General features: G+C 68.5%; 23 protein-coding genes. 21 read left to right on the top strand and 2 right to left on the bottom strand.

The features are described 5' to 3' along the window. A partial coding sequence (locus VFW66_11295) for a Uma2 family endonuclease (protein ID HEX5387279.1) occupies nt 1-371 on the top strand: 371 nt, incomplete at its 5' end. Between the two features lie 43 nt (nt 372-414). Here the strand turns inward: VFW66_11295 and VFW66_11290 are convergent. Continuing rightward, nucleotides 415-1,305: a heme-binding protein gene (locus VFW66_11290; GenBank protein ID HEX5387278.1), complete on the bottom strand. Its 891-nt coding sequence runs from the start codon at nt 1,303-1,305 to the stop codon at nt 415-417. A 227-nt stretch (nt 1,306-1,532) separates the two neighbouring features. On the opposite strand from VFW66_11290, the gene VFW66_11285 reads away from it, so the two are divergent. Next, a complete protein-coding gene (locus tag VFW66_11285; protein ID HEX5387277.1) occupies nt 1,533-2,888 on the top strand; it encodes a BTAD domain-containing putative transcriptional regulator in 1,356 nt (451 codons plus the stop codon). Nucleotides 2,889-2,930: 42 nt separating this feature from the next. Here the strand turns inward: VFW66_11285 and VFW66_11280 are convergent, their stop codons facing one another. After that, nucleotides 2,931-5,777 carry a zinc-dependent metalloprotease gene (locus VFW66_11280; protein ID HEX5387276.1) on the bottom strand — a complete coding sequence of 949 codons (2,847 nt, stop codon included), beginning with the start codon at nt 5,775-5,777 and terminating at the stop codon, nt 2,931-2,933. A 275-nt stretch (nt 5,778-6,052) separates the two neighbouring features. Here VFW66_11280 and rpsL point away from each other — a divergent pair, with 275 nt between their 5' ends. The 19 genes from rpsL to VFW66_11185 all read left to right on the top strand — a co-directional run bounded on the left by rpsL (nt 6,053) and on the right by VFW66_11185 (nt 17,526). Further along, entirely contained in the window at nt 6,053-6,442 is a 390-nt protein-coding gene (gene rpsL, locus VFW66_11275) for a 30S ribosomal protein S12 (protein ID HEX5387275.1), read from the top strand. Continuing rightward, complete coding sequence (gene rpsG / locus VFW66_11270) at nt 6,439-6,909, top strand: 30S ribosomal protein S7 (GenBank protein ID HEX5387274.1); 471 nt, start codon at nt 6,439-6,441, stop codon at nt 6,907-6,909. Before rpsL ends, rpsG begins: the two co-directional genes overlap by 4 nt. A 347-nt stretch (nt 6,910-7,256) precedes the next feature. Next, complete coding sequence (gene fusA / locus VFW66_11265; protein ID HEX5387273.1) at nt 7,257-9,350, top strand: elongation factor G; 2,094 nt, start codon at nt 7,257-7,259, stop codon at nt 9,348-9,350. Nucleotides 9,351-9,384: 34 nt separating this feature from the next. Further along, nucleotides 9,385-10,587 (top strand): elongation factor Tu, encoded by a 1,203-nt coding sequence (gene tuf / locus VFW66_11260; protein HEX5387272.1) that lies wholly within the window; start codon nt 9,385-9,387, stop codon nt 10,585-10,587. Nucleotides 10,588-10,665: 78 nt separating this feature from the next. Then, nucleotides 10,666-10,974, top strand: a complete 309-nt coding sequence (gene rpsJ / locus VFW66_11255; protein ID HEX5387271.1) for a 30S ribosomal protein S10 — start codon at nt 10,666-10,668, stop codon at nt 10,972-10,974. Between the two features lie 12 nt (nt 10,975-10,986). Continuing rightward, on the top strand, nt 10,987-11,610 hold the full coding sequence (rplC, locus tag VFW66_11250; protein ID HEX5387270.1) for a 50S ribosomal protein L3: 624 nt from the start codon (nt 10,987-10,989) through the stop codon (nt 11,608-11,610). Then, nucleotides 11,603-12,451 (top strand): 50S ribosomal protein L4, encoded by an 849-nt coding sequence (gene rplD / locus VFW66_11245; GenBank protein ID HEX5387269.1) that lies wholly within the window; start codon nt 11,603-11,605, stop codon nt 12,449-12,451. The genes rplC and rplD overlap by 8 nt, the downstream gene beginning before the upstream one ends. Then, complete coding sequence (rplW, locus tag VFW66_11240) at nt 12,452-12,739, top strand: 50S ribosomal protein L23 (GenBank protein HEX5387268.1); 288 nt, start codon at nt 12,452-12,454, stop codon at nt 12,737-12,739. It begins immediately after the preceding gene. A 13-nt stretch (nt 12,740-12,752) separates the two neighbouring features. Beyond that, nucleotides 12,753-13,592 carry a 50S ribosomal protein L2 gene (gene rplB, locus VFW66_11235; protein ID HEX5387267.1) on the top strand — a complete coding sequence of 280 codons (840 nt, stop codon included), beginning with the start codon at nt 12,753-12,755 and terminating at the stop codon, nt 13,590-13,592. Next, nucleotides 13,592-13,882 (top strand): 30S ribosomal protein S19, encoded by a 291-nt coding sequence (gene rpsS, locus VFW66_11230; protein ID HEX5387266.1) that lies wholly within the window; start codon nt 13,592-13,594, stop codon nt 13,880-13,882. The genes rplB and rpsS overlap by 1 nt, the downstream gene beginning before the upstream one ends. A gap of 3 nt (nt 13,883-13,885) precedes the next feature. Beyond that, nucleotides 13,886-14,242 (top strand): 50S ribosomal protein L22, encoded by a 357-nt coding sequence (gene rplV, locus VFW66_11225; protein HEX5387265.1) that lies wholly within the window; start codon nt 13,886-13,888, stop codon nt 14,240-14,242. Then, entirely contained in the window at nt 14,242-14,901 is a 660-nt protein-coding gene (rpsC, locus tag VFW66_11220; protein ID HEX5387264.1) for a 30S ribosomal protein S3, read from the top strand. The genes rplV and rpsC overlap by 1 nt, the downstream gene beginning before the upstream one ends. Before the next feature lie 6 nt (nt 14,902-14,907). Then, the gene (gene rplP / locus VFW66_11215; protein ID HEX5387263.1) at nt 14,908-15,321 is read left to right on the top strand and encodes a 50S ribosomal protein L16; all 414 of its coding nucleotides are present in this window, start codon (nt 14,908-14,910) and stop codon (nt 15,319-15,321) included. Nucleotides 15,322-15,324: 3 nt separating this feature from the next. After that, nucleotides 15,325-15,540, top strand: coding sequence for a 50S ribosomal protein L29 (rpmC, locus tag VFW66_11210; protein ID HEX5387262.1), 216 nt, complete (start codon nt 15,325-15,327; stop codon nt 15,538-15,540). Between the two features lie 5 nt (nt 15,541-15,545). Next, on the top strand, nt 15,546-15,827 hold the full coding sequence (rpsQ, locus tag VFW66_11205; protein HEX5387261.1) for a 30S ribosomal protein S17: 282 nt from the start codon (nt 15,546-15,548) through the stop codon (nt 15,825-15,827). Between the two features lie 2 nt (nt 15,828-15,829). After that, entirely contained in the window at nt 15,830-16,198 is a 369-nt protein-coding gene (rplN, locus tag VFW66_11200; protein HEX5387260.1) for a 50S ribosomal protein L14, read from the top strand. Nucleotide 16,199: 1 nt separating this feature from the next. Continuing rightward, on the top strand, nt 16,200-16,583 hold the full coding sequence (gene rplX, locus VFW66_11195; protein HEX5387259.1) for a 50S ribosomal protein L24: 384 nt from the start codon (nt 16,200-16,202) through the stop codon (nt 16,581-16,583). Between the two features lie 188 nt (nt 16,584-16,771). Next, nucleotides 16,772-17,323 (top strand): 50S ribosomal protein L5, encoded by a 552-nt coding sequence (gene rplE, locus VFW66_11190; GenBank protein HEX5387258.1) that lies wholly within the window; start codon nt 16,772-16,774, stop codon nt 17,321-17,323. 17 nt (nt 17,324-17,340) lie between these two features. Beyond that, nucleotides 17,341-17,526, top strand: coding sequence for a type Z 30S ribosomal protein S14 (locus VFW66_11185; GenBank protein HEX5387257.1), 186 nt, complete (start codon nt 17,341-17,343; stop codon nt 17,524-17,526). Nucleotide 17,527: the final 1 nt, after the last annotated feature.

Genomic DNA, 17,527 nt, shown 5'->3' with positions numbered 1-17,527 from the left:
CTGTCGGCCACGCCTTCGGGCCCCTCGCCGATATCTCGTGGAGCGACGACGTGCTGGTCTCACCCGATCTGTTCGTCGTGCCGCTCGAGCAGGCGCGCACGCTCGATTGGGCCCGAATGACGGATCTCAGGCTCGTCGCCGAGGTCCTGAGTCCCGCCTCCATCCGCCAGGACCGCTTTGCCAAGCGTCGTCTCTACCAGGCGCAGGGCGTTCCACTGTACTGGATTGTGGATGCAGATCAGCACCAGGCCGAGATCTGGACCCCCGCCAATCTCTTCCCCCGGATCGAGCGTGAACGGTTGGCTTGGCACCCTGCCGGTGCAAGTCAGCCGTTCACGCTCGCGCTCGCCGAGCTCTTCCGTCCTCTCTAGTCCGCTCGGGCCGAGCCGGCGTTTGCGCTGCCGGTCCCTTTGCTCACGGCACCACCTGCGGGATCGGGTTGGTCTGCGGCAGATGCTCGGCGATGAACTGCATTGACGTCTCGCTCGCGGCCGCGGGCGGATTGTCGCAGATCGGGTGGCCAAAGCCGCTCGCGCTGCTGCCGTTCGCGCCGATGTCGAAGATGATGTTATCGGTCGAACCCGCGGTGTTGTTCGGGTTCGCATTGAGCCCTCCGTTGGCAACCCCCGCCGGCACGTAGTCGAGATGAAGCGCGTGGCGCGTCTTCCAAGCGATAATATGGTCGGCGCAGGAGGCGTCGCCGCTCACGCCGAGCGCGCCGATCAAGCTCCCGTCGGGCGCGTAGAGCGCGAGCCCGCCCCCGAAGACATTGACGCCGCCGATTTTCTTGCCCACCAGCGCGTCCTTCTCGGTGCCATAGTCCTCGAGCTTGCCCTCGTAGGCCACGGTGATGTCGACCGGGTTGCTTTCCTGCAAGCCGAAGAGGCTCCCCCCCGGCTGCGTGGCCGCGTACAGGTTGGCGGTCGAGAGCGAGAACGCGGTCAGGCTGAAATCGTTCGCGGTGTTGGCCTTCTGGGCGGAGATCACCCGGCTTCCGGGCCACTGGTCTACCGGCGAGTCGCCGGTGAAGACCACGGCCTTCACCACGCCTTCCCGGTCCACGATCGTGCCCCACATGTTGAACCCGAGGCCGCCATTGTTCTCCTGCTGGGCGGCCACCAGCGCCGCCTTGAAGTCGCCAAAGGTCGGCAGCGTGGTTGCGACCTTGGTGTTGGTCGGTCCGGAGAGGTTTGAGCCGGCATCGCCGCTGCACGCCGGGATCAGGGCGGCGGCCGCCAGCGCCGCCGCAGTCCAGACCGCGGTGCGCACGGAGGCGCCGCGGCGCGTTCCGTTCGGGTTTCTCATTGGTTGCTCCTGACGAGGGGGTGAGCCGGCGTCGAGTCGACCTCCACCTGGATCGGCCGGGCGGCTCGCGCAGGGAATGTCGAGGCGTCCCGTTATCGGCCCGGAGCATCGGTGTCGCGCTGGGGTAACGCCGGCGGCGTCCCGATCGGCCGCCTGAGTGACGGTCTATTGCCGCCCTGCCGTCCGCGTCGTATCGTGTCGGGCCACGGACGCTTGTGACCCGGCCCATGATGCGACTTCTGGTTCTCGGGCGATTCGAGTTGACCGACGCCGGCTCACCGGGCCGGCGGGTCGTGACTGCCCAGCCCAAGCGTCTGGCATTGCTCGCGTATCTGGCGCTCGCCGCACCCGCGGGCCACCACCGGCGCGACGCGTTACTCGGCCTCTTCTGGCCCGAGCTCGATGAGGCGGACGCCAGGCGCGCCCTGCGGCAGTCCGTGCACCACCTGCGGCGGGTGCTCGGCGCCGATGCGATCAGCAGCCGGGCCGACGACCAGATCGGCCTCGCACCCGGCGCGCTGGGCTCAGACCTGGAAGAGTTCGATCGGGCGATCCGGGAGGGTCGCGAGGCGGACGCGCTCGCGCTCTATCAGGGGGACTTCTTCGACGGCGTGTTCGTGCCCGCCGCCGCGCAAGGCTTCGACGATTGGGTCGAACGCGTGCGGGCAGGGGCGCGGGGCCGCGCCGCCGCGGCCGCGTGGAGACTCGCCGAGGCGCACGACGCGGCCGGCTGCGACCGCGATGCCGCGGCCGCGGCGCTCCGCGCGCACGAGCTTGCGCCGGACGACGAGTGCGCGCTCCGGCGCCTGCTCATGCTGCTCGAGCGCCAGCGCGATCGGCTGGGTGCGCTTCGGGTGTATGACGCCTTTGCCCGGCGGCTCGCGCGCGACTACGGCGTGGCGCCCGCCGCCGAAACCGAGGCGCTTGCAGCGCGCATCCGTGCGGACTCGATGGCCCTCGAGCGGCGCGCGCCCGATTCGGGCACGCCCCCACGCCCGAGCATGCGCGAGCCGGACCCCTTCGTAACGAGTGGTTGGGCCCTGGTCGACGCCGGCTCGCTTCGGCTGCCACTGGCCGCGCCGAACGGCGGGGCGCCCGATGTCGCGCGCAAGCACGTCATCGGACGGGCGCATTGGCTCGTGGCGACCGCGGTCGTCCTTCTTGCCGCCGGCTACGCGATGAGCCGCGGCCCGGGGCCGCCGATCCCACCGCCATCGGTGACCGAAAGCGGATTGGGTTTCGATCCCCACCACTCGGTCGTCGTCGGCCCGATCGAAAACCGCACGCCGTACCCGCGGCTCGCGCAAGCCATCGGCGACGCCTTCGAACGGGAGCTGGCGGGGCCGCATCCACTGAGCGCGGTCGTCACCGGCAGCGTGAGTGCCGCGGGCGGCAGCTACGTCGTGGCCGCCGAGCTGGTCGGCGCCCGTGGCGGGAACGTGATCGCAGTGGAGGGTGACACGGCGGCGGACTCGACCGATCTCATTCCCGCGGTGTCGCGGCTCTCCGCCCGACTCCGCCAGCGGCTTCTGGAATATTCCGAGCCGAGAACTCGCAGCGCTCCCGTGGCTCGCGGACCGTAGCCTGGCGCGCGACCACCACGAGGCGAGGCGGGTGGGGACGGCCTAGTGACCGGAGTCGGCCGGCTGGATCATCTCCGCGTCGAGCGCCTGGTCGATGCGCACGCGCGAGTCGGCCAGGTGGTCGCGGGTATAGGCGTCGAGCGTGCTACCGCCGCGGGCGAGCGCCCGGTCGATCTGGTCGCCAAGATCGGTGAGCGTGGCGCGGGCGACGGCGCGCGCATCCTCGGGCGTGCCCGGCCGCGGTGTCACCAGCAGCTTGATCAGATCGGCGAGATAGAGCCGCTGCACGTCGCGCCGAATCGAGCTGGTGTTGCGCGGCACGCGCGTTGGCCGGCCGCCGGCATCGTAGCCCACCTCGGCCCAGATGGCCGTGGTGAGCCTGCCGAACAGCTCGGGAATCGTCACGACCTCTTCGCCGGGGCCGGCGCGGAGCTCGGCATCTCTGATGCGCGCGAGCACGGCCGGATCGAGCAGTTGATTCAGCAGCCCCGCCTCCTCCGTGAGCGCCCAGTGGTGCAGCGGGAAATCGATGCGCGACTCGGACGAGGGGTTCGAGTCCCAATGCATCCAGCGGTCGGGCGCGAGCCGGCTCAGCAACTCCGGCCGGAACTGATACGCCCCCTCGCCGAATCCGGCGTCGGTCAGAAAGGCCAGCGCTTCACGCTGCTTTTCGGCCGGGATGTTGACGATCGGGGGACGGCCGCCGGGGTCGTCGCGATGGTCGCGTGAGGTTGTGGCGCCGCCCACGTACTTGGTCGTGACCAGCATCGCGTACCACCGCGCCGAAAGCAGATCGGTGAACGCGTCGCGGAGCCGATAGTAGCTCTGGCCGCTCGCCACGACTCGGGTCTCGAGCGAGTCGAACAGCGTGTCGATGAGCCCGACCCGCTCGCGGGCCCAGCCCAGCGGATCATCGGTCTGGTCGTAGCGGGAGACCAGCGGATCGAGTCCGAAGCCGCCGAAGCCGGCATCCTCGTCCGTACCGTAGAGGTGACCCGGATCGGACGCGCGCGCCGCGATGGCCCGAAGCCCCGGAAGCTCAGCATCGGGCGACCACTCCCCGCCGCTCGCGCCTGCGCTTTCGGCGCCGCCACCCTTGGCGGCCCGGGATTCCACTCGCACCGGCGCATAGCCGTACTCCACGGCCCACCGGTCGTAGCTCCCGATCGTGCTCGCGTAGTACTCGCCCTGCCCATCGGGCTCGAGACTCACCGCGGGCGGATCGTAGTCCATGACCGAGACGCCGATTCCCTGCTGGGCCGTGTAGGCGCGGTCGGCCAGTTGTGCGCGCGTGATGCCGGCCGAGCCCCGGAAGTTGTGCCGGAGCCCAAGCGTATGACCGACTTCGTGCATCACCAGCTCCTTGAGCGCCTGCCCGATGTACTCCCGCGGCACCATCCCGCCCGCCGGAATGGAGCCGCGCTCCGCGAGCGCCGCGCGGAGCACCGTCCCCTCAACGCCCAGCGCTGCCGCATAGCTGCAGAGCCGGCCGACTTGGCTCATCGGCAGCTGCGCGAGCACGGAGTCCTGCTCGAAGGTCTCGTCGACGAATGCGCTCGGCCCGGCCATGCGGGTGAGCTCGCCGCGCCAGGTCTGCACCCAGGAGGCGGAGATCAGAATGTCCGCGTTCAGGATCTCGCCGGTGCGCGGGTCCACGTTGCTCGGCCCGATCGCGTAGACCGAGTTGTTGGTCGCCGTCCAGCGCACCGTCGAATAGCGCGCGTCCTCGGCGCTCCAGGCGGAGTCGTCCGGTGCGTCGAGCACGCGGATGGCGTTCTTGAAGCCCGCGTCCTCGAACGCGCGGTTCCACTCGAGAATGCCGGCTCGCACGTAGGGGCGCCACTCGGTCGGCACCGTCCGGTCGATGTAGTACGTGATCGGCCGGACCGGCTCGCTGAGGCGCGCCGCAGGGTCCTTCTTTTCCAGCCGCCAGCGGTCGATGTAGCGGACGAAGAAGCCGTCGGCCGTGTCCCGCGAGAAGTCCTTGAGGGCGGAGATGAAGTAGCCCACCCGGTCATCGGCGTAGCGCGGCCGCATCGGCGTGGCCGGCAGTTCCAGGAGCGAGTAGTGGATGCCGAGCGGGATCCAGCGATAGTCGGGCACGGTCTGGAGGCCCAGGTTCCGGCTCGGTGCGTAGGTGAGGCGCACCTCCGACTCGAGATTGCTGGGATAGACGTGGACGCTCTGCATGCTCGACCGGTCGCGATCGAACTGCACGTTGGCGCCGCTATGGCGGCGGTTCGCGTACGCCTCCAGGCGGGTGGTGAGATCGGCCCAGTCGGAGAGGAGCATCGGCTCCACGTCGACCAGGATCTCGCTCGTATCCCGGATGGTGGCGATGGGGAACGACTGGGCCACCGAGTGGCCGAAGGAGTAGGCCACCGTCAGCGCCATGGGCGAGCCGGCTGCGGCTGCGACGTGCGGGTTCACCACCCAGAGCTCGACCCGGTCGCCGCTCCGGTGAAAACGCACGAGATCGGATCTGAGCGATGTTCCGCCGTCGAGGCCGGCGTCGCCGATTCCCTGGCCAACCTGTGTCACCAGCAGGAAGTCGCGGTCGAACTGGCTCGGCTTGATCCCGAGGAGCACCTGGTCGCGCCTCACGTACGCGGTGAAGAGGCCCGTCTCCACCTCGGCGTTTCGGGTCACCTCGCCGAACGGCTTCCAGGGGACGTCCTTGCCGTGGTCGGACGGGCGAATGATGCCGGAATCGGGCGGCGCGGAGTCTGACGCGGTGGCGGAAACGGCGACTGCCGCAGCGGGCGGCGGCGCTTCGGCCGGCTGCGCCGGCTGCTGCGCGGCGGCGAGCGAGGGTAGCACAAGGCCGGCCGCAAGCGCGAGCGGACTAACGCGAGAGCGAACCACGCGATCGACGGGGAACTTGCGCACGACGCACTCCACTACCAGGGACCGCGCCCGGCGGGGCACCGGGGCCGCGGCGAGGCTGGCAAAACGGGGGCCGGAATCGATCGCTGCATCGTGAGGGGACGACCGTACTCTAGGGGCCGGTACGGAGTCTGTCAAAAGGCCGTGGACCGCGCAAATGGACACGGCGACAGATGCCCCGCTGCCCTCCGCGCGAGCGCGCGCCGCGCTTGCTTTCCCCCGAGGGGCCGGCTAGCTTCGTCGGTCTGTTTCGCGCGATTCCTTTATTACGCAGGCGAATGCCAACCATCAATCAGCTCATCCGGCACGGCCGGAAAGACGTGGAAGCGAAGGACAAGGCCCCGGCCTTGAAATCGAACCCGCAGAAGCGGGGGGTGTGCACGCGCGTGTACACCACGACCCCGAAAAAGCCCAACTCGGCGCTGCGCAAGGTGGCGCGGGTGCGGCTCACCAACGGGTTCGAGGTCACGGCGTACATTCCCGGCGAGGGGCACAACCTTCAGGAGCACTCGATCGTGCTCATCCGCGGTGGTCGCGTGAAGGATCTTCCCGGCGTGCGCTACCACATCGTGCGCGGCACGCTCGACTCCGCCGGGGTGAACGATCGCCGGCAGGGTCGCTCCAAGTACGGCGCCAAGCGGCCGAAGGCGGCGGGAGCCGGCAAGTGAGCCGCCGCACCCGTTCGGTCAAGCGTCCGGTCCCCGCGGATCCGCGCTACGACAGCCAGACCGTCTCCAAGTTCGTCAACAACCTCATGTACGCGGGTCAGAAGAGCGTGTCCGAGGGCATCTTCTATCGGGCGATGGACCTGATCGAGGAGCGCACCGGGCAGCCTGGCGTCGCCGTGTTCAAGCAGGCGGTGAACAACGCCAAGCCGACGCTCGAGGTGAAGAGCCGCCGGGTGGGCGGCGCCTCGCTCCAGGTGCCGGTCGAGGTTCGGCCCGATCGCCGCACGGCGCTCGCCATGCGCTGGCTCATCCAGTACTCGCGCGCGCGCACCGAGAAGACGATGTCGGAGCGACTGGCGGCCGAGCTCATCCTCGCCTCGAAGGGCGAGGGAAACACGATAAAGAAGAAGGAAGACACGCACCGGATGGCCGAGGCTAACCGGGCGTTCGCGCATTATCGCTGGTAAGCCGGGCGGCCGGTCCCGCGCTCGGCGGGGTTGACTTCACCAGCTAACCCGCTACTTTTACAAGGCTTGGCTGCTTTCGAGGTTCGCCAAGCCGACATCGGACCACGTGACGCGCGCCGGCGCGGGCCGCCACCTCTGGTCTTCCAAACACAACGCGTGGAGAATCGAACTCCTCATCCAGGGCGGACGCCCGGATGCGCGCGGAGCGATACCCCCGGCCTCGGCCGGCACGGTCGCCCCGCTTTTTCGTTAGCCGCTTCGAGCAGAAGCCGCGTCGCAAACGCGCCGCAAAGGCGCCGCAGGCGCCGCAAACGCGCCGCTCGAGAGTGACTGGACCCAGACGGACTATGGCTCGGCGAACCCCGCTCGACCGCTATCGCAACATCGGCATCATGGCCCACATCGATGCCGGGAAAACGACTACGACCGAGCGCATCCTCTACTACACGGGGAAGAACTACAAGATCGGTGAGGTCCATGAGGGCGCGGCCACCATGGACTGGATGGAGCAGGAGCAGGAGCGAGGCATCACCATCACCTCGGCTGCCACTACCTGCTTCTGGAGCCGGCACGGCACCGAGTATCGGATCAACATCATCGATACCCCGGGCCACGTGGACTTCACCGTCGAGGTGGAGCGGTCGCTCCGCGTGCTTGATGGCGCCGTCACCCTGCTCGACTCGGTGGCCGGCGTCGAGCCGCAGACCGAGACCGTCTGGCGCCAGGCCGACCGCTACAACGTCCCCCGGATCATCTTCGCCAACAAGATGGACCGGGTCGGGGCGGACTTCGACCGCTGCCTGGCCATGATCCGCGGCCGGCTCACCAAGCGGGCGTACCCGCTACAGCTTCCCGTGGGCTCGGGCGAGCTCTTCACCGGGCACATCGACGTGCTCCGGCGGGTCGAGATCGTCTTCGATGACGAGACCCTGGGCAAGACGTTTACCGAGATGCCGGTGCCCGAAGCGTACCGCGAGCGGGTGGAGCAGGTGCGTCACGAGCTGATCGAGGCCGCCGTCGAGTACGACGAAGAGCTGCTGGAGAAATACCTGGGCGGCGCCGAGCTGAGCCCCGACGAGGTCACCCGCGCCATCCGCAAGGCGACGATCGCGGGCGCGTTCGTGCCGGTGCTCTGCGGCGCCTCGTTCAAGAACAAGGGCGTGCAGGCGCTGCTCGACGCGGTCATCGATTATCTGCCGAGCCCGCTCGACATTCCGCCGGTGCAGGGGCACCTGCCGCAGCACGACGACACCCACGTCGAGCGCTGCGCCTCCGATGCGGAGCCGTTCAGCGCGCTCGCGTTCAAGATCATGACTGATCCGTACGTGGGCCGGCTCACCTACTTCCGGGTGTACTCGGGGTCGCTCAAGAGCGGCAGCTACGTCTACAACAGCACCAAGGACAAGCGCGAGCGGATCGGCCGGCTCCTGCAGATGCACGCCAACAAGCGGGACGAGATCGAGGAAGTGCTGGCCGGCGACATCGCGGCCGCCATCGGCCTCAAGGACACCCGCACCGGCGACACGCTGTGCGATGACGCCAAGCCGGTCATCCTCGAGGCGATGAAGTTTCCCAACCCGGTCATCGACGTCTCGATCGAGCCCAAGACCAAGGCCGACCAGGACAAGCTCGCCATCGCGATGCAGAAGCTGGCCGAGGAGGATCCGACCTTCCGGGTGCGGAGCGACGCCGAAACGGGGCAGACGATCATCGCCGGCATGGGCGAGCTGCACCTCGAGATCCTGGTCGACCGGATGAAGCGGGAGTTCAAGGTCGAGGCCAACGTCGGCCGGCCGCAGGTGGCCTTCCGCGAAACCATCCGCCGCAAGGTGAGCGACGTCGAGGGCAAGTTCATCCGGCAGAGCGGCGGCAAGGGCCAGTACGGCCACGTCGTGATCGATCTCGAGCCGACCGAGGCCGGCGCCGGATTCCTCTTCGAGGACAAGATCGTCGGCGGCGTCATTCCGCGCGAATACATCAAGCCGGTCGAGGCCGGCATCCGCGAGGCGCTCGAGGGCGGCGTGCTGGCCGGCTACCCGATGGTCGACGTGAAGGCGACGCTCACCTTCGGCAGCTACCACGACGTGGACAGCTCCGAAATGGCGTTCAAGATCGCCGGCTCGATGGCGGTGAAGGAGGCGGCCCGGAAGGCGCACGCCGTGCTGCTCGAGCCGGTCATGGAGGTGGAGGTCGTGACACCCGCCGATTTCCTCGGCGACGTGATCGGCGACCTCTCGAGCCGCCGCGGCAAGATCGGCGGCATGACGCAGCGGGGCGATGCGCAGGTCGTGGCCGCCCACGTCCCGCTCGCGGAGATGTTCGGGTATTCCACCACGCTGCGCAGCATGACGCAGGGGCGGGCGGTGTACTCGATGCAGTTCGATCACTACGAGGAAGTGCCGAAGACCATCGCGGACGCGATCATCTCGAAGCAGAGCTAAGGGCGGCACCACACAGGAGCACGAGGACAGGATCATGGCCAAGGCCAAATTCGAGCGGACCAAGCCCCACGTGAACGTCGGCACCATCGGCCACGTGGACCACGGAAAAACCACTCTCACGGCGGCGCTCACCAAGGTGTCCTCGGACAAGGGCTGGGGCACCAAGTACGTCTCGTACGACGAGGTGGCCAAGGCGTCGGAGGCGCAGGGACGGCGCGATGCGAGCAAGATCCTGACGATCGCGACGAGCCACGTCGAATACGAGACCGCCAACCGCCACTACGCGCACGTCGACTGCCCGGGCCACGCCGACTACGTGAAGAACATGATCACGGGCGCGGCGCAGATGGACGGCGCCATCCTGGTGGTGAGCGCGGTGGACGGCCCGATGCCGCAGACCCGCGAGCACATCCTGCTCGCGCGGCAGGTGAACGTGCCCTCCATCGTGGTCTTCCTCAACAAGTGCGACCTGGTGGACGACGCCGAGCTGCTCGACCTGGTGGAGCTCGAGGTGCGCGAGCTGCTCTCGCAGTATGAGTACCCCGGCGACGACACGCCGGTCATCCGCGGCTCGGCCATCAAGGCGATCGAGGGCGACAAGGACTACGTCGGCAAGGTCGAGGAGCTGTACGGCGCGCTGGACAGCTTCATCAAGGAGCCGGTCCGCGAGATCGACAAGCCCTTCCTGATGCCGGTGGAGGACGTCTTCTCGATCACCGGCCGCGGCACCGTGGCCACCGGACGCATCGAGCGGGGCAAGGTCAAGGTGGGCGACGAAGTGCAGCTCGTCGGGTTCGGCGCCGAGAAGAAGACGGTCGTGACCGGCGTCGAGATGTTCCGCAAGCTGCTCGACGACGGCCAGGCCGGCGACAACGTCGGTCTCCTGCTCCGCGGCGTCGAAAAGAACGAGATCGAGCGCGGCATGGTGCTGGCCAAGGGCGGCAGCATCACCCCGCACACCAAGTTCGAGGCCGAGGTGTACGTGCTCACCAAGGAAGAGGGCGGGCGGCATACGCCGTTCTTCAAGGGCTACCGGCCCCAGTTCTACTTCCGCACGACCGACGTCACGGGCTCGGTCGAGCTTCCGGGCGGCGTCGAGATGGTGATGCCGGGTGACAACATCCAGATGACGATCGAGCTGATCACGCCGATCGCCATGGATGAGGGGCTCCGGTTCGCCATCCGCGAGGGCGGGCGGACGGTCGGCGCCGGTGTGGTGACGAAGATCCTGAAGTAGGCGGTCCGGCGTCAGCCGGTCGGTTCCGGTCACTCTCGACCGGCCGCCCGGCGGTCCGCCCGACCCATTGGAGCGCTCATGGCTCAGAAAATCCGCATCCGCCTCAAGGCCTTTGACCACGTCGTCCTCGACCAGGCGGCGGCGGACATCGTGCGCACCGCGGAAAAAACCGGTGCGCAGGTGTCCGGGCCCATTCCGCTGCCGGTCAAGACCGAGCGGTGGACCGTGCTGCGCAGCCCGCACATCGACAAGAAGAGCCGGGAGCAGTTCGAGCTTCGCACCCACAAGCGGCTGCTCGATATCAACGACTCCCGGCCCCAGACGATGGACGCGCTGACCAAGCTCGATCTGCCGGCGGGTGTCGACGTCGAGATCAAGGTCGAGTAGGCGAGGGCCCAGATGACCACTGGATTGATCGGCCGCAAGCTCGGGATGACCCGGGTCTTCGCGGAGGACGGCACCGCGGTAGCGGTGACGGTGATCGAGGCCGGCCCCTGCCGCGTGGTCCAGGTGCGCGAGCAGGGCGTGCAGCTCGGCTGGGGCGCGCAGCGGGCGCGGCGCACGAGCCGCGCGGAGCTGGGCCACGCCAAGGCGGCGGGTCTCGATGCGGCACCCCGGGTGCTTCGGGACTTTCCGCTGAACGGCGAGGCGCCGGCGGCCGGCGCCGAGGTGAAGGTGGACATCTTCGAGCCGGGCGAGCTGGTCAAGGTCACCGGCACCACCAAGGGGCGTGGCTTCCAGGGCGTGGTCCACCGCCACGGCTTTGGCGGGGGGCCGGCCACACACGGCAACACGCGGCATCGGAAGCCGGGCTCGATCAGTCCGGGCACCGATCCCTCGCGCGTCATCAAGGGCAAGCGCATGCCGGGGCACCAAGGCGCTGCCCGGCACACCGAGCTCGGACTCACCGTGGTCCGGATCGACCCGGAGCGGAATCTGCTCTTCGTCCGCGGCGCCATTCCGGGCGCGCGCAACGGGATCGTCACGATCGCCAAGCAGGGAGGGCGGAGCCGCCATGATTGAGGCGCCGCACTACTCTGCCGCCGGCGTCCGGCGCGACGCGGCATTCGCGCTGCCGGCCGATTATTTCGACGGAACCGTGCACGAGCCGGCGCTGCACCAGGCCGTGCGCGCATTCCTCAATAACCAGCGCCAGGGCACGGCCCAGACCAAGACTCGGAGCTTCGTCTCCGGCGGCAATCAGAAGCCGTGGAAGCAAAAGGGCACGGGCCGGGCACGTCAGGGATCGACGCGGGCCCCGCACTGGCGGGGCGGCGGCACGGTGTTCGGTCCGTCGCCGCGGGACTACACCACGGCCATTCCACGCAAGGTGCGGCAGCTCGCCCGGCGCTCCGCGCTCAACGCGCGCGCCCGCGAGGCGGAGCTGCACGTGATCGAGCGGCTCCTGTTTCCGGAGCCGCGCACCCGCGATCTCGCGGCGCTGCTCGCGCGGCTCGGCGTCGCCGGGCGGAAGGTTCTCGTGCTCACCGCCGAGCACAGCCCCAACGTCTATCTGAGCGGGCGCAACCTGCCGGGCGTCGAGGTCATGCGCTACGCCGACGCCTCAGCATACGACGTCGTTCGGGCCGACGCGGTGGTGGTCGAGGAAGGTGCCATCACCGGGGTGATTCCCGAGGTGGAGGCGGAGCCCGAGGCTGAACCCGCCGAAGCCGCGCCGCGCGCCAGGCAGCCCAAGCGCGCCGCGCCCAAGAGCGCGGCAAAGGCCGCCAAGCGCGCGAAGGGCACCGGCGCCAAGGCCAAGCGGGCAGCGGGCAAGCCCGCCAAGTCGACGGCCAAGGCCAAGACCGCCAAGGCCAAGGCCGCCAAGCGGCCCGCCGCGCGGAAGAAGAAGGAGCGCGAGTAAATGCCGTCGCTGCATGACACGATCGTTCGACCCGTGGTGACCGAGAAGAGCTCGGCTGCCTACCAGGCCGGCAAGGTCTACACCTTCGAGGTGCACCCGGCCGCCACCAAGCCCGAAATCCGCACGGCGCTCGAGCGGCTGTTCGGTGTCACGGTCACGGGTGTGCGCACGATGCAGATGCGGCGGCGCGAGGTGGTGCGCGGCCGCACGCGGGGCAAGACGGCGCGCTGGAAGAAGGCCGTGGTGACGCTCAAGGACGGTGACTCGATCGCCGTGTTCGAGGGTTGAGGAGGCCGTCGCGATGAGCATCAGACAATTCAGACCCATGACTGCGGGCACCCGGTTCCGCTCGGTGTCGGGATTCGACGAGATCACCCGGTCCACGCCCGAGAAGTCGCTGCTCGAGCCCAAGCGCCAGAGCGGCGGCCGCAACAACCAGGGCCACGTGACGGCGCGCTACAAGGGAGGCGGTCACAAGCGGCAATACCGGAAGATCGACTTCAAGCGCAACAAGTTCGGCATTCCGGGCCGGGTCGCCGAAATCGAGTACGACCCGAACCGGAGCGCGCGGATCGCGCTCATCGTGTACGCCGACGGTGAGAAGCGCTACGTGCTCCACCCAAAGGGCCTCGCCGTGGGCGACACCATCGTCTCGGGCCCGGGGTCGGACACGCGCACCGGCAACGCGGTGCCGCTGGGCGAAATGCCGCTCGGCACCCAGGTGCACAACATCGAGCTCAAGATCGGCAAGGGCGGGCAGCTCTGCCGGAGCGCCGGCACTAGCGCGCAGGTCGTGGCCAAGGAAGGCGATTACGTCACGCTCCGGCTCCGCTCCACCGAGATGCGCCTGGTCCACGCGCGCTGCCTCGCCACCGTGGGCGAGGTGGGCAACGCCGAGCACGAGCTGCTCTCCATCGGCAAGGCGGGCAAGAACCGCTGGCTCGGCAAGCGCTCCAAGGTGCGCGGCGTCGCCAAGAACCCGGTCGACCATCCGCTGGGCGGCGGCGAGGGCAAGAGCTCGGGCGGGCGGCCGCCGGTGTCGCCCTGGGGCAAGCCCGAGGGGCGGAAGACGAGGCATCACAAGAAGGCCTCCAACAAGTACGTCGTGCGCGGACGGAAGCGCGGGAAGGCAACCCGGTAATGGCACGCAGCGTCAAGAAGGGTCCCTTCGTACAGGAGGCGCTGGCCCGCAAGGTGGGCCAGCTCAACCAGCGCAACGAGAAGCGGGTGGTGAAAACCTGGAGCCGGGCGAGCACGATCCTCCCCGAGTTCGTGGGCCACACCTTCGCGGTGCACAACGGCAACAAGTTCGTGCCGGTGTACGTGACCGAGAACATGGTGGGCCACAAGCTCGGCGAGTTCGCGCCGACGCGGCTCTTCCGCGGGCACAGCGGCAAGCTCGTGGCCGACAAGAAGGCCAAGCCGGAGTAACCGATGAGCGGCCACGCGATTCAGCGGGGGGTGCGGCAGTCGCCCCGGAAGATGCGGCTCGTCATCGATCTCATCCGCGGCAAGGATGTGAACGATGCGTACGCCATCCTCAAGTACAACAAGAAGCTCGCGGCCAGGCAGATCGCAAAGACGCTGCGCTCGGCCGTGGCCAATGCCGAGCAGGCGGCGCTCAAGGACAACGGCCACTTCGATCCCGATCTGCTGGTCGTCAGCAAGGCGATCGTGAACGCCGGCTCGCCGCTCAAGCGCTTCGGCGCGGCGGCGCAGGGCCGGGCGACGCCGATCAGAAAGCGCACCAGCCACGTCGAGATTCACGTGGCGGCCAAGGAGAACGACTGATGGGCCAGAAGACACATCCGGTGGGCTTTCGCCTCGGGATCGTGAAGCCGTGGAAGTCGCGCTGGTTCGCAGCCAAGGACATGCCGGCGCTGCTCAAGGAGGACGAGCTGATCCGGAAGTACCTGAAGACCCGCCTCGGGCACGCCGCGATCTCGGAGATCCATATCGAGCGCCGCCCCGGCAAGGCCACCGTGACGGTGCACACCGGGCGGCCCGGCGTGGTGATCGGCAAGCGCGGCGCCGAGGTCGACAAGCTGCGCGACGAGCTGGCGCAGCTCACCGGCAAGGACGCCGCGATCAACGTCGAAGAGATCAAGCGGCCCGAGCTCTCGGCCCAACTGGTCGGTGACAACATCGCCCACCAGCTCATGCAACGGATCTCGTTCCGCCGCGCCATGAAGCGCGCGGTGCAGAGCGCCATGCGAATGGGCGCGCAAGGCATCAAGATCCGGGTGTCGGGGCGTCTGGGAGGCGCCGAGATCGCGCGCACCGAGGGCTATCACGAGGGACGGGTGCCGCTGCACACGCTGCGCGCGGACATCGACTACGCCACCAGCACGGCAAAGACGACCTACGGCACCATCGGCATCAAGGTCTGGATCTTCAAGGGCGAAGTGATCGAAGACGTGGCGGGCCGCACCTACAGCACCGGAGCCTGACGAACGATGCTGGCTCCCAAGCGGATCAAGTTCCGCAAGACGTTCAAGGGCCGCACCCGGGGCATCGCGCAGCGGGGCAACACGGTCGCGTTCGGCGAGTTCGGGCTCATGAGTCTCGATCCGGGCTGGATCACCAACCGGCAGATCGAGGCGAGCCGCGTCGCCATGACCCGCGAGATGAAGCGCGGCGGCAAGGTGTGGATCCGGATCTTTCCGGACAAGCCGATCACCAAAAAGCCGGCCGAGACCCGCATGGGGAAGGGCAAAGGCAACCCGGAGGGGTGGGTGGCCGTGGTAAAGCCGGGCCGGATGCTGTTCGAGATCGAGGGGATCAGCGAGGACCTGGCGCGGAAGGCGCTGGCGCTCGCGGCGGCCAAGCTGCCGGTCAAGACCCGGTTCGTGACCCGCGAGGAGACCTGAGCGATGACGCCGACCGAGTTGCGCGAGCTCACGAACGACGAGCTGGAGACCAAACTGCACGAGCTCGTCGAGGAACGGTTCCGGCTGCGCTTCCGCGCCGCGACCGAGACGATCGAGAATCCGATCCGGTTCCGCGCGCTGCGCCGGGACATCGCCCGGATCAAGACGATCCTGCGCGAGCGCGCCCCGGGCGCGCCGGCGGGCCAGCCGCAAGGGTGAGCAACATGCCGGAACGCGAGACGACGAACACGAGTGCGCCGCGCGGGCGGCGGAAGACCCGCGTCGGGGTGGTGACGAGCGACAAGATGACCCGCACGGTCACCGTATCGCTGGTGCGCCGCTACGCCCACCCGGTCTACGGCAAGCAGGTGACGCGCACCAAGACCGTGAAGGCGCGGGACGAGCACGGCGCGCACACGGGCGATACGGTGCGCATCATGGAAACCCGGCCGCTCGCGAAGACGGTGCGCTGGCGGGTCACCGAGATCGTCGAGAGAGCGAAGTAGCCATGGTCCAGCAAGAGAGCATCCTCCGCATCGCGGACAACTCGGGGGCCCGGCGCGCGCTCGTGATCCGCGTCCTGGGCGGCAGCAAGCGCCGCTACGCGGGGCTCGGCGACCAGGTCGTCGTGGCCATCAAGGACGCCATCCCCACCGGGCAGGTGAAGAAGGGCGACGTGGCCAAGGCGGTGATCGTGCGGACGGCCAAGGAGGTCCGGCGCAAGGACGGCTCCTACATCCGGTTCGACGAGAACGCGGCGGTGCTCATCACCGACAACGGCGAGCCGCGCGCGACCCGCATCTTCGGCCCCGTCGCCCGCGAACTGCGCGAGAAGCGATACATGAAGATCGTGTCGCTCGCGCCGGAGGTGCTCTAGCATGAAACCGCTGGTCTACAAGAAGCGGAAGCGGGTGCGCCACGCGCCGCCCGAGCGGATGCGGCTGCACATCACCAAGGGCGACACCGTGCAGATCGTTTCGGGTGACGAGAAGGGAAAGCGCGGCACCGTGCTGCGGGTCGATCCCAAGAGCGGGCGGATCACGATCGAAGGCGTCAACATCGTGAAGCGGCACCGCCGCGCCACGACGCCGGGCGGCGAATCGGGAATCATCAGCATGCCGGCGCCGATCCACCACTCGAAGGCAATGCTCATTGACCCCAAGACCGGCGCGCCGACGCGTATTCGCCGGCGGCGGGCGGCAGATGGGACGGTGGAGCGGATTGCGATCAAGTCGGGGCAGCCGATTCCGAGGGTGAGGTAATGGCGGACGAGACGAAAGGCATGCAGGAAGGCGGTAAGGGCGGTAAAGACGGAAAGGGCGGTAAGGGCGCCGGTCAGAAGGGGGGCGGTGCGCCTAAGGGTGGCGGCGCGGCGCAGGCCAAGGGAAAGGACAAGGCCGCTGCTGGCGCGGTCGATCATGCGCCCAAAGCGGCGGAAGGGAAGCCGCGGTTGCAGACCCATTACGAGCAGACGATCCGGCCCAGGCTTCAGCGCGAGTTCGGGCTCGCGAACCCGCACCAGGTGCCGAAGCTCGACAAGATCGTGCTCAACGTCGGCATGGGCGACGCCTCGAAGAATCCGAAGGGGCTCGAGGCGGCGGTCGAAGAGCTGGCTCTGATCACCGGGCAGAAGCCGGTGGTGACCCGGGCCAAGAAGGCCATCGCCAATTTCGGCCTCCGGGCCGGGATGCCGGTGGGTACCACGGTGACGCTGCGCCGGGCTCGGATGTACGAGTTCCTCGACCGGTTCATCAGCCTCGCGATCCCGCGCATTCGCGATTTCCGCGGGCTCTCGAACCGGAGCTTCGACGGACGCGGCAACTATACGTTCGGCATCAAGGAGCAGATGATCTTCCCCGAGATCGACTTCGACAAGGTCGAGCGGATCCACGGGATGGACATCACGATCGTCACCTCGGCGACGCGGGACGATCTGGCGCTGGCGCTCTTGCGCGAGTTCGGGTGGCCCTTCCGGGGCGAGACGCCGGTGAAGGTGGCGTAAAGGAGCAAGGAGAGTCGATGGCAAAGACGGCGTGGATCGAACGGGCAAAACGGGTCCCGAAATTCAAGGTCCGCACGGTGCGGCGCTGCCAGCGGTGCGGCCGCTCGCGCGCGGTGCTGCGCAAATTCGGCCTGTGCCGCATCTGTTTCCGTGAGCTCGCGCTCAGGGGAGACATCCCCGGCGTGCGCAAGGCCAGCTGGTAGG

Source organism: Gemmatimonadales bacterium, assembly GCA_036279355.1.
Taxonomy (GTDB): domain Bacteria; phylum Gemmatimonadota; class Gemmatimonadetes; order Gemmatimonadales; family GWC2-71-9; genus DASQPE01.
The sequence above is the reverse complement of the archived record's forward strand: the minus strand, read 5'-3'. Positions and strand labels throughout refer to the sequence as shown.

Bases quoted from the DNA above. Each gene is read 5' to 3' on its own strand.
- VFW66_11290 (HEX5387278.1), bottom strand. From the start codon at position 1,305: ATGAGAAACCCGAACGGAACGCGCCGCGGCGCCTCCGTGCGCACCGCG.
- VFW66_11285 (HEX5387277.1), top strand. From the start codon at position 1,533: ATGATGCGACTTCTGGTTCTCGGGCGATTCGAGTTGACCGACGCCGGC.
- rpsL (HEX5387275.1), top strand. From the start codon at position 6,053: ATGCCAACCATCAATCAGCTCATCCGGCACGGCCGGAAAGACGTGGAA.
- fusA (HEX5387273.1), top strand. From the start codon at position 7,257: ATGGCTCGGCGAACCCCGCTCGACCGCTATCGCAACATCGGCATCATG.
- tuf (HEX5387272.1), top strand. From the start codon at position 9,385: ATGGCCAAGGCCAAATTCGAGCGGACCAAGCCCCACGTGAACGTCGGC.
- rpsJ (HEX5387271.1), top strand. From the start codon at position 10,666: ATGGCTCAGAAAATCCGCATCCGCCTCAAGGCCTTTGACCACGTCGTC.
- rplC (HEX5387270.1), top strand. From the start codon at position 10,987: ATGACCACTGGATTGATCGGCCGCAAGCTCGGGATGACCCGGGTCTTC.
- rplD (HEX5387269.1), top strand. From the start codon at position 11,603: ATGATTGAGGCGCCGCACTACTCTGCCGCCGGCGTCCGGCGCGACGCG.
- rplW (HEX5387268.1), top strand. From the start codon at position 12,452: ATGCCGTCGCTGCATGACACGATCGTTCGACCCGTGGTGACCGAGAAG.
- rplB (HEX5387267.1), top strand. From the start codon at position 12,753: ATGAGCATCAGACAATTCAGACCCATGACTGCGGGCACCCGGTTCCGC.
- rpsS (HEX5387266.1), top strand. From the start codon at position 13,592: ATGGCACGCAGCGTCAAGAAGGGTCCCTTCGTACAGGAGGCGCTGGCC.
- rplV (HEX5387265.1), top strand. From the start codon at position 13,886: ATGAGCGGCCACGCGATTCAGCGGGGGGTGCGGCAGTCGCCCCGGAAG.
- rpsC (HEX5387264.1), top strand. From the start codon at position 14,242: ATGGGCCAGAAGACACATCCGGTGGGCTTTCGCCTCGGGATCGTGAAG.
- rplP (HEX5387263.1), top strand. From the start codon at position 14,908: ATGCTGGCTCCCAAGCGGATCAAGTTCCGCAAGACGTTCAAGGGCCGC.
- rpmC (HEX5387262.1), top strand. From the start codon at position 15,325: ATGACGCCGACCGAGTTGCGCGAGCTCACGAACGACGAGCTGGAGACC.
- rpsQ (HEX5387261.1), top strand. From the start codon at position 15,546: ATGCCGGAACGCGAGACGACGAACACGAGTGCGCCGCGCGGGCGGCGG.
- rplN (HEX5387260.1), top strand. From the start codon at position 15,830: ATGGTCCAGCAAGAGAGCATCCTCCGCATCGCGGACAACTCGGGGGCC.
- rplX (HEX5387259.1), top strand. From the start codon at position 16,200: ATGAAACCGCTGGTCTACAAGAAGCGGAAGCGGGTGCGCCACGCGCCG.
- VFW66_11185 (HEX5387257.1), top strand. From the start codon at position 17,341: ATGGCAAAGACGGCGTGGATCGAACGGGCAAAACGGGTCCCGAAATTC.